The organism is uncultured Sphingorhabdus sp., assembly GCF_937872355.1.
Classification (GTDB): domain Bacteria; phylum Pseudomonadota; class Alphaproteobacteria; order Sphingomonadales; family Sphingomonadaceae; genus Sphingorhabdus_B.
On record NZ_CALMSV010000025.1, the window covers coordinates 1 to 8,320 of the forward strand.

General features: G+C 58.6%; 9 protein-coding genes. 4 read left to right on the plus strand and 5 right to left on the minus strand.

The window, feature by feature from the left end; all coding sequences use genetic code 11:
• Nucleotides 1-185, minus strand: a 185-nt coding sequence (locus tag Q0239_RS01025; protein WP_298597016.1) for a hypothetical protein, incomplete at its 3' end; no start/stop codon positions are given.
• Between the two features lie 97 nt (nucleotides 186-282).
• Here Q0239_RS01025 and Q0239_RS01030 point away from each other — a divergent pair.
• From Q0239_RS01030 to Q0239_RS01040, 3 genes are all read left to right on the plus strand, one after another.
• Entirely contained in the window at nucleotides 283-522 is a 240-nt protein-coding gene (locus Q0239_RS01030) for a hypothetical protein (RefSeq protein ID WP_298597019.1), read from the plus strand.
• Nucleotides 523-986: 464 nt separating this feature from the next.
• Nucleotides 987-2,150, plus strand: a complete 1,164-nt coding sequence (locus Q0239_RS01035; protein WP_298597022.1) for a Ppx/GppA phosphatase family protein — start codon at nucleotides 987-989, stop codon at nucleotides 2,148-2,150.
• 3 nt (nucleotides 2,151-2,153) lie between these two features.
• Complete coding sequence (locus Q0239_RS01040; protein WP_298597025.1) at nucleotides 2,154-2,840, plus strand: RlmE family RNA methyltransferase; 687 nt, start codon at nucleotides 2,154-2,156, stop codon at nucleotides 2,838-2,840.
• Here the strand turns inward: Q0239_RS01040 and Q0239_RS01045 are convergent, their stop codons facing one another.
• The 3 genes from Q0239_RS01045 to Q0239_RS01055 form a co-directional block, all read right to left on the minus strand.
• Complete coding sequence (locus tag Q0239_RS01045) at nucleotides 2,841-3,653, minus strand: DsbA family protein (protein ID WP_298597028.1); 813 nt, start codon at nucleotides 3,651-3,653, stop codon at nucleotides 2,841-2,843.
• Nucleotides 3,654-3,704: 51 nt separating this feature from the next.
• Nucleotides 3,705-5,078: a M48 family metalloprotease gene (locus tag Q0239_RS01050; protein ID WP_298597031.1), complete on the minus strand. Its 1,374-nt coding sequence runs from the start codon at nucleotides 5,076-5,078 to the stop codon at nucleotides 3,705-3,707.
• 99 nt (nucleotides 5,079-5,177) lie between these two features.
• Complete coding sequence (locus tag Q0239_RS01055) at nucleotides 5,178-7,670, minus strand: Rne/Rng family ribonuclease (RefSeq protein WP_298597033.1); 2,493 nt, start codon at nucleotides 7,668-7,670, stop codon at nucleotides 5,178-5,180.
• Here Q0239_RS01055 and Q0239_RS01060 point away from each other — a divergent pair.
• The gene (locus Q0239_RS01060; protein WP_298597036.1) at nucleotides 7,638-8,177 is read left to right on the plus strand and encodes an alpha/beta family hydrolase; all 540 of its coding nucleotides are present in this window, start codon (nucleotides 7,638-7,640) and stop codon (nucleotides 8,175-8,177) included. The genes Q0239_RS01055 and Q0239_RS01060 overlap by 33 nt on opposite strands.
• A 17-nt stretch (nucleotides 8,178-8,194) precedes the next feature.
• On the opposite strand, the gene Q0239_RS18140 is transcribed toward Q0239_RS01060, so the two are convergent.
• Nucleotides 8,195-8,320 (minus strand): L,D-transpeptidase (locus Q0239_RS18140; RefSeq protein ID WP_367276057.1); only part of this gene is annotated, 126 nt, incomplete at its 5' end.

Below are 8,320 nucleotides of genomic sequence, written 5' to 3' on the forward strand. Positions count from 1 at the left end.
TTCCCGGCCTTGCTTTGCGCAGCTGCCAGGAATGGAAAGAGGCCGAGGGCGAAGCGCGGTTGAACAAGGCAACCGCCGAGGCAGGAATCGAAGCGGGCGTTATCGGGCTGGAAACAGCCGCACAGCGCCGAAACGAGGATCGGGCGACCGATGAGACGGTAAAAGGAGGAATCGATGCTGTACAAGCCGCAGAGGGCGCGCAGGACGCCATTAACCCTGCTATCCGCAATGCTGCTAAGTGTTCCGCTTGCCAGCTGCAGTCATATTACAATAGCGCAGAATGTGCCCGACTGCGACAGGCTGGTGAATGCCAGCGGCCTGTTGGACCCTACACCCCCAGCGGCGCTCCCTGAAAGCGACGTGGCGTCGAGCGGCTTCACATGGGGCCTTGCGCAGACCGGCCAGCTGGACAAGTCCAACAATGACAAGGCGGGTGCGCGCCGATTGAATGACGAGTGCCACCGGCTGCACCGCGAGGCGGCGGCCAAGGCCAAGCGGCCATGGTGGCAATTCTGGAAATAGCCAAGGCTATGGGTGAACGCGCGGCACCCAATCGCCCGCGCCGAAATGAAAGGCGGTGATCCTGGTCTGGTTGAACTGAAATCCATGCTCTTTCCTGCCTGTTGAGGCACAAAGAGGATGCCCCCTGATAGCGGCGGCGCAGCACCCCAAACAGGCTGCGCCGCCGCAACTGTTTCAGGGATCCTGCACCGTGCGACGAAATGCAGAATTAAACGCAAAGTCGCGTCGATTCGGGAAGCTATGTTATTGGAAAATATAGGTCGCTCGATAACTTACCGTTAGACGACCGGGGAATGTGGGGAGCGCCATTAGGCTGGCGGTGGCTGGCTGTCAATCGGCTGGACGCCGCTTTTCGGTTCATTCAGCCAATTCTCTTGAAAAATTAATCTGTTCGCGGTACTTCCGACCTCAAGTACCGGGCGGTATTTCCCGCTATCGGATAAAAGATAAGAGAAGAATCGGCCATGGGCGAGCAGATCGCACCATCGCCGCAAAAAGGCGGAAAGGGCAAAGGCGCCCGTAAAAAGGGGCCAAACCGTCGTAAATCCGCCGATGCGGCAACAGGAGGAGCCTCGCGTGAATCGAACGCGAAGGCAGACCCTGAGTTTCCAAAGGAAAACCGTTTTGGTGATGCGTCCAATCGTGGGGGCTGGCTGGGTAAAACTGCCTATGCCGCACTCGATTTGGGAACCAACAATTGTCGCCTGTTGATCGCCCGTGCGGCGAATGACGGCTTTACCGTGGTTGACGCTTTTTCCCGCGTAGTGCGCTTGGGCGAAGGGCTGAATTCGACGGGCAAGATGAGCGAAGCGGCGATGGACCGTGCGATTGAGGCGCTGTCAGTTTGCGCTGACAAACTGAAGCGCCGCAATGTTGTGCTGGCGCGATCTGTTGCGACTGAAGCCTGTCGTCAGGCACTTAATGGTGTTGAATTCATCGAGCGTGTGAAGCGCGAAACAGGCATCGTCCTCGACGTTATAAGCCCGAAGGAAGAAGCGCGCCTTGCAGTCATGGGGTGCCACGCCTTGCTGGAAGAAGGCGAAGGGCCAGCGATGATCTTCGACATTGGTGGTGGTTCGACCGAACTGGTGCTGGTTTCTACGGATGGCGTGACGCCTGAGATTCTTGATTGGGCTAGCGTCCCTTGGGGCGTGGTTTCACTCACCGAAAGCGAAGCGCATAGAGGAGATGATGCGGAGTCGCTGCGAGAAACCTATGAAGCGATGCGAGCCAAGGTTCGGGAGAGTTTTGCCGAATTCGCCTCGCGTCTGCCCGTGGGACAGGGCGATCACCGCTTGATGGGCACCTCGGGCACGGTCACGACGCTGGCGAGCGTTTATCTGAACCTGCCCAGCTATGACCGGCGGCAGATCGACGGGTTGCATTTGCCGACCTCAGCCATGCGCGAGATTAGCCAGACACTAGCTGCCCGCCCACCCAAAGGCCGAGCTGAATTCCCGACCATCGGACATGAGCGGGCTGATTTGGTGGTAGCTGGATGTGCGATATTGGAGACAATTTTCGACATCTGGCCGGGAGAACGTCTCGGAGTTGCTGATCGCGGCATTCGTGAAGGAATATTGCGGGCATTGATGGCCAGCGACGCTCGTCGACGGAAACGGCGGTAGACGGTGACAAAATTCACATTTGGCGGGAACCGTTCGGGCCGTAGCACGACGGGCAAAGAGCGGGTAAAGACTGCAAAACGGCGCAGTCCGCAATCGGCGCGCTGGCTCGAGCGTCAGCTCAACGATCCTTATGTCAAACGGGCACAGTCCGAAGGCTATCGCAGCCGGGCGGCCTATAAGCTGATCGAACTCGATGAGAAATTCGGTTTTCTGAGAGGCAAGAAGGCGGTTGTCGATCTGGGTATTGCACCGGGTGGTTGGGCGCAGGTTGTCCGTCGCCGACTCCCAAAGGCAAAGGTATCAGGAATAGACTTGCTGCCAGTTGATCCGATCGAGGGCGTCACGCTTTTCGAAATGGATTTCATGGATGATCGCGCGCCCGAATTGCTCGTAGAGGCTCTTGGGCAGGCGCCTGACCTGATCATATCCGATATGGCGGCGAACACCGTCGGCCATAAGCAGACCGACCATTTACGTACCATGGGGCTGGTGGAGGCTGCCGCGCATTTTGCCGTTGAAGTGCTGCAGCCAGGCGGCGATTTTGTCGCCAAGGTTTTTGCGGGCGGCACTGATCCTGAACTTCTGGCGTTACTCAAATCGAATTTCACGACGGTAAAGCACGCCAAACCCCCAGCAAGCCGCAAAGGCTCGGTCGAATGGTATGTGGTGGCGCAGGGGAAGAAAGGCTAATTAGCCTTTCTTGCGAGCCTTTTCGACCGCAGCCTTCAACGCTTCATATCCCAGAGCGCCTTCGAGAATCTGGTCGCCGATGATGAAGGTTGGCGTGCCGTTGAAGCCGATCTGCTGCATCATAGCCAAGTTGCGTTCAATTTCGGCCTTCACCTCTGGAGAAGCAGCGTCCTTTGCAGCCTGATCCATGTTCAGGCCAGCTCGACGGGCAGCAGCGGTGATCGACTGTTCGTTGGCTGGGCCCGCCGCAAACATCGCGTCGTGGAATGCCTTATGCTTGCCCTGTTTGGCTGCGGCCAGCGCCCAGCGTGCGGCATCGCGGCTGCTGGCGGCGAGGATTGGTAATTCCCGATAGACTATCTTCACGTCCTTTTCGCTGCCCATAAGGCGATTCAGATCGGGAACGCTTGAGCGGCAGAATCCGCAATTATAGTCGGTAAATTCAACGACTGTAATCGTACCGTTTGGATTGCCACCGACCGCGCCCGGGAAAGGTTGGGTTATTGCACTGCCGGCTGCGTCCATCCTTTTGGTCAATTCGCGTTTTTGCAGGATTTCGACGGCCTCGGTTATAATCTCGGGGTTTTCGAGGATGTAAGCGCGCACAATAGCTTCGGTTGCTGCGCGTTCCTTGTCGTTGATCCCTGCGGCAGAAATGGCGCGATCTGCATCGGCCTTTGCGTAAGCGATCGTGTCCCCGCGGATCATTTCTTCCTTGCTGGTGAAGAAGTAGATGCCAGCAGCGATCAAAAGAGCCGCCCCCAGTAAAGCAAAGATCAGAGGAAGGCGGTGGGTGGTCTGTTGCTGGTCCATAATCAAATACCTAGCTACTTTGCGGATGTCAGACCAGCGGATTAACCGAAATCAACGCCTGCGCTTTTCCATCTTCTGTACCTGCGCCTCCGCGACCAGCTTTACATCCTGTGCCCGGATCCAGTCGTGTGAATATTCGGCAAGGCCCGCCATCGCTGTTGCGGCATTGGGCAAGGCGAGTTGCGGGGCGCCTTCCATCAGATAGCGTTCCGCACTGGCCAAGGCTGCTCGGGGTTCATCGCCCAGCGCCTGATAGACGACACCCAGCTGATACCAGGCGAAGGGGTTGTTGTTATCCTTGGAGACAGCAGCCTTCAGGACACGTTCCGCCTCGGCCAAATTGTCCTTGTTCTCGGTCGCGATAAGGGCATGACCGAACACAGCGGCGATAAGCGGCTGATTTCCGGTCAAGTCTACGGCCTTGCGCAGCGAAGTCAGGGCCTCATTGGGTTTTCCAGATTCGAGCAGAATCTGACCCTGCAATTCGAGGAAGTAGGGGTCGCTGGGGTTTTTGGCTATGAGGTTGTTCGCCTCGGAGAGGGCCTTTTCCGGATAGGCCGCTTTGTGCCATGCATAGGCCCTGGCGTAGAGCGCTGGCACGCTCTTGTCAGTCTCAGGATAGTCGCGAAGTGTTGTGTTTGGATCCGCTATATAGCCTTGAAGTTTTGCCTTCACGCGCTTGAATTCGGCTTCCCACTTGGGGTTCAGCGGTGCATTCCAGGCAGGATCAGCTTTATACGTATCTTCCAATACTGTGATGCGCTCGCCCGACAAAGGGTGGGTGCGATCATAGCTGTCGACTTGCGGGATACCGAGGCGAAACTCGTAATTCTGCAACTTCTTGAAAAAGTTGATTGAGCCGCGACCCGTTATGCCTGCCGCCGAGAGATAACGGGCCCCCGACGAATCGGCGACGCTCTCTTGCACGCGGCTGAATGCCAGGAATTTGCCCAAGGCTGCCTGCTGGCCAGCTGCCATGATTCCCATGCCGGCCTCTCCAGCGCCGGCGGCTATCGCGGCCGCCGCCAGAATTAGGCTGGCGATGGAAATATTGCCGGCCTTTTCCATGCCCTCGCTATAGCGAATGACATGGCCGCCTTCGATATGGCCTAGTTCATGCGCGATAACGCCCTGAACTTCATTAGCCGTGGTCGCAGCGTGGATAAGGCCACTATGCAGGTACACCGTCTGCCCACCCGCAACAAATGCGTTGATCGATTTGTCGTTGATGAGCACGACATCGACATTGGCTGGATTTAGTCCAGCTGCGCGGATCAGTGGTTCAGAGATTTCATCGAAAAATGCTTCGGTTTCGGCATCGCGCAATACCGACTGGGCGTGGGCCGGTTGCAGGCACAATGCCGTCGCGGCGATTGCCGCAAACAGTTTCGAAAATACACGAAACACCCGTTCGCCCTCAAACATGTTCACGATTTGCACGTGTGGCGATGAATGGCGGATGAAGCCGAAACCGCGCCGGCCCGATAAACGCATGCAACGTAAAATCGGACCGGGCAGGGCAAATCAGCCAAAAGTACGCTGCCACCATCCGCGGCGCGGTCCGTCACCGGATTCGTCCGATTCCCCGTCGGCAGAAGTTTCGACCTTGGGTTCGGCGTCCGCTTTCTTGCTGGTGCGGCGTGGTTTTTTGGCTGGAGCAGGGGCTGCTTCGTCTGTTGCTGCAGTTACCTTTTCGGCCTCGGCTTTGGCTTTCGCTTTTGGCGCGCGACGGACTTTGGGTTTTGCCGCAACTTCAGGCTCTGCGGCAGCAGTTTCCGCTTCTGCCGCAACCTCGGCAACCTCTGCAGTTTTCGCCTTTCGGCTAGCCCGCTTGGGTTTCGCCGGAGCCTTTGGCTCGACAGGCTGGGCTACCTCGACAGGCGCCTCGTCGGTCGAGACTTCTTCAGCAGTTGCTTCTGAATCAACCGAAGCTTTCCGGCGACCACCGCGCGAACGGCGAGGTTTGCGTGCAGGTTCGGTTTCAGCCGCTTCTTCATCACTGTTGTTTTCGGTAGGCTCAGGAACATCACCCTCGACACCTTCTTCGGCCGAGGCAGATTGTTCGTCGCGTTCCCGATTGCGTCCACCGCGGCGTCCACGGCGGCGGCGTTTGCGCTTGCCATTGCGGTCTTCACGGCTGTTTTCTTCTGATCGTTCCTCGACTTCGTCGGTTTCGACTTCGTCCTCGATTTCTTCGATATCGTCATCATCGTCGTCAAAATCGACAATCGGTGCCGGGATGGCCGGGCGTTCAGGGCGTGGACCGCTGGCGGTCACAACCATTTTTGCGCCTTCCACCTCGCCATTGGGAAGTACTTCGACGCGGACATGATAGCGATCCTCAATCTCGGCAAGCTCAGCCCGCTTGTTGTTGAGGATATAGATCGTCGCCTCCTGGCTGGCCTGCAACGAAATCTGGCTGCCATGGCCACGAGCCGATTCTTCTTCGATCAGACGGAGTGCCGACAGAGCAGAGGAAGAAGCCGTGCGGACCAGTCCGGTGCCTTCGCAATGGGGGCAGACACGGGTGGAGGCTTCAAGCACGCCGGTGCGCAAACGCTGGCGGCTCATTTCCATCAGGCCAAAGCTGGAGATACGACCAACCTGGATGCGCGCCCGGTCGTTTTTCAGCGCTTCCTTCATTGCCCGCTCAACCTTGCGGGCGTTGGAATGGTGATCCATGTCGATAAAGTCGATGACAACCAGACCAGCCATATCGCGCAAGCGCAACTGGCGCGCGATCTCTCGCGCGGCTTCAAGATTGGTGGCTAGCGCCGTCTGCTCGATACCATGTTCCTTGGTCGAGCGGCCTGAGTTGATGTCGATCGAAACCAGTGCTTCGGTCGGGTTGATGACGATATAGCCGCCTGATTTCAGCTGCACGACCGGATTGTACATCGCGTTTAGCTGATCCTCCACGCCATAGCGCTGGAAGAGCGAAACCGGGTCGGCATAATGCTGCACCCGCTTGGCGTGGCTCGGCATCAACAGCTTCATAAAGTCTTTCGCTGCCTTGTAGCCATCCGCGCCTTCGACGAGCACATCGTCTATATCTTTATTGTAAATATCGCGGATCGCGCGCTTGACGAGGTCGCTGTCCGAATGGATCAGCATTGGCGCTGCGCCCTTCAATGTGCGCTCGCGAATTTCGTCCCACAGGCGAGCCAGGTAATCAAAGTCGCGTTTGATTTCGGGCTTTGTGCGCGCAAGGCCGGCAGTGCGGATGATGCAGCCCATGGTCGCAGGCAGCTTCAAATCGGAAATGATCGATTTCAGCCGTTTACGATCCGATGCGCTCGAAATTTTCCGGCTTATGCCGCCGCCATGGCTGGTGTTGGGCATGAGGACGCAATAGCGGCCAGCGAGGCTGAGATAGGTGGTCAGGGCAGCGCCCTTATTGCCACGTTCTTCTTTCACGACTTGCACCAGCAGCACCTGGCGCCGGTGAATAACGTCCTGAATTTTGTAACGACGACGCAAGTTCAGGCGCTTGGCGCGTGCTTCGTCACTGGCCTTGGGCGCGCTACCGCGACCACCGCGTCCACGGCGACGACGGCCACGCTGATCCCGGCGACCGTCTTCATCGGTTGAAGCGTCGGGTGCGTTTTCACCATTCTCTTCGCCATTGGCTTCAAGGTCTGGCTCTTCGCCCTCAGTGATGTCGATAGTGTCGATGCGGTCGTCGCTTTCAACCTCGATGAAATCGGGGTCTTCTTCGTCGTGCGCATCGGAACGCATGATGTCCGAGGGCTCGTCTTCTTCAGCCTCTTCCTGTTCACGAAGAGCAGCCTCTTCGGCAGCGGCAGCGGCCTCTTCCGCGAGCAGGCGTTCACGGTCTTCTTTCGGGATCTGATAATAGTCGGGGTGGATTTCGCTGAAAGCGAGGAAACCGTGCCGGTTGCCGCCATAGTCGACAAATGCCGCTTGCAGCGACGGTTCGACCCTGGTGACCTTGGCTAGATAGATATTTCCCTTGAGTTGCTTATGTTCAGCCGACTCAAAGTCGAATTCCTCAATCGTGTTTCCTTTTACGACGGCTACGCGGGTCTCCTCCCGGTGGCGCGCGTCGACTTCCCCTACCGGCGTGAGGGGCGCAAGGCGCCGGACCGGGCACCGAAGCTGGTGGCCTTCGTGCAGGAGGAGGCCGGCGTGGTGGCCGGAGACCTCGGGGTCGACGCCGCCGGCCTGGTGTTCGGCGGTCGTTCGATGGGTGGTCGCATCTGCTCGATGGCGGTGGCCGAGGGGATGCCCGCCGTCGGCCTCGTCCTCATCTCCTATCCGCTGCACCCACCGGGCAAGCCCGAGAAGCTGCGCACCGAGCACCTGCCGGCGCTGGACCTGCCGTGCCTGTTCATCTCCGGCACGAAGGACCCCTTCGGCACACCGGACGAGTTCGCCGAGGCGCTGGCGCTCATCCCCGGCCCCGTCAGCACGGTGTGGCTGGAGGGCGGCCGCCACGACCTCAAGGGCAAGGACGACGCCATCGTGGCCGCCGTCCAGGAGTGGCTCCCGACGCTCGCCTGACGCACCTTGCGGGGGGTTCAGACGATGGTGACGGGCACCTGGAGGGGCAGGACGGGGACGAGTTGCTGGATGTCGGCGTTGTGCATGCGGATGCAGCCGTGGCTGAGCTCGGTGCCGATGGAGGCGTCGTCGTTGGTGCCGTG